The organism is Sphingomonas sp. P3_C6 (genome assembly GCF_056402595.1).
The window spans coordinates 1-1,373 of sequence record NZ_JBFUHB010000060.1 but is presented as its reverse complement, the minus strand read 5'-3'; the positions used below and the strand labels follow the sequence as shown (position 1 = coordinate 1,373).

1 protein-coding gene and 1 pseudogene are annotated in these 1,373 nt (G+C 62.7%); both read right to left on the bottom strand.

Annotated features, from left to right (window positions below; genetic code table 11):
* Positions 1 to 187 (bottom strand): transposase (locus tag AC1DT7_RS24155; protein WP_478035524.1); only part of this gene is annotated, 187 nt, incomplete at its 3' end.
* Positions 188 to 245: 58 nt separating this feature from the next.
* Positions 246 to 1,282, bottom strand: a pseudogene (locus tag AC1DT7_RS24150) (IS630 family transposase); the annotation flags it as partial.
* Between the last annotated feature and the right edge of the window lie 91 nt (positions 1,283 to 1,373).

The following is a 1,373-nucleotide window of genomic DNA, read 5'->3' as shown; positions in this document are numbered from 1 at the left end:
CTGGCCTCATGTTGCCGTGGCCGGGAAACGCCGATCCAGGGTCGCCTTCCGCTTCGCGGATCCACTTGCGCAGCACGTTCGCATGCACATCCAGATCGCGCGCTGCCTGCGATGCCGAAACGCCACGCTCCAATACCAGCTTCACCGCCTCGAGCTTGAACTCCCGGCTGAACTTCCGTCGTTGCATCGTCACCCTCCGGTTCCAAAAACACCTTATCTCGGTGTCCACGAAACCGGGTGCAGCTCAGTCCGATGGACATGATGCGCCATGGTTGCTCGACGAGCGCGTTCCAAGCGAAGCAGCAATGGTCGACGATGTCGTCGTAGGATGTGAAGATGCGGTTGGACAGCCAGTTGTCACGCATGAACTGCCAAAGGTTCTCGACGGGGTTGAGTTCCGGGCATCTCGGCGGCAGCGGCATCAGGGTGATATTGGGCGGCACGATCAACTCGGCTGATCCGTGCCATCCGGCCTGATCGAGCAGCAAGACTGCATGGGCACCCGGCGCGACGTGGAAGGCGATTTCCTCGAGATGCATGATCATAGCCTCACTGTTGCATTTGGGCATGACGATGCCCGCGGCTTTGCCTTCAGCGGGGCAGATTGCGCCGAAGATCCATGCTGAGGAGCGGCGCTGATCCTTGGCCGCTGAGGGGCGTGTGCCGCGCCTGGCCCAACGCCGGGTGAGTTTGGTCTGCTGGCCGACGCGGGCCTCGTCCTGCCACCACAGCTCTATTGGCGTACCTTTCGGTAGCCGCCGCTTGATCTGCGCCAGACGGGCGGCGAAGCTTTTTTAAAATCGACAATATCATCAGGCTTCTGGCCATGGTGGCGGGGCCGCGCCGAAAGCTTGCGATAGCCCATGGCGCGAAGCTCGCGCCCGAGAGTGTGGCGCGTGACGGAGAGCGCGAACTCATCCCAGATCCACTGCGCCAGATCGGCAAGCCGCCAACGCACCACGCCATGCGCCGCAGGGATCGGTCCCGCCTCGACAACCGCCGCAAGCCGGGCGCGCTGCTCATCGTTCAGGATCGAGGCCCGCCCCGGCGCTTTGCGTGTTGCCAGACCATCGGGGCCGCTCTCGTTGAACCGCAAGACCCAGTCGCGCACGATCTGAAGCGTCACGCCGGCAAGTTTCGCCGCGTCACTTCGGCTCCCCCCATCCAGGATCAGCGCTACCGCCAATAGGCGTCGGACCTGATCCGCATCACCACTTCGTCTGGCACATCGACGCAAATCCGCCGGTGTGTAGTCGGGCCGAACGCCAACCGCTGCCGCCATCGCAAGCCTCCATCTGCCTGCAACGTCGAATCAGATTTTCAGCACCTTGGGAATCCACCACGTGAGTCACTCTCAGCGCGCCTTGGTATAA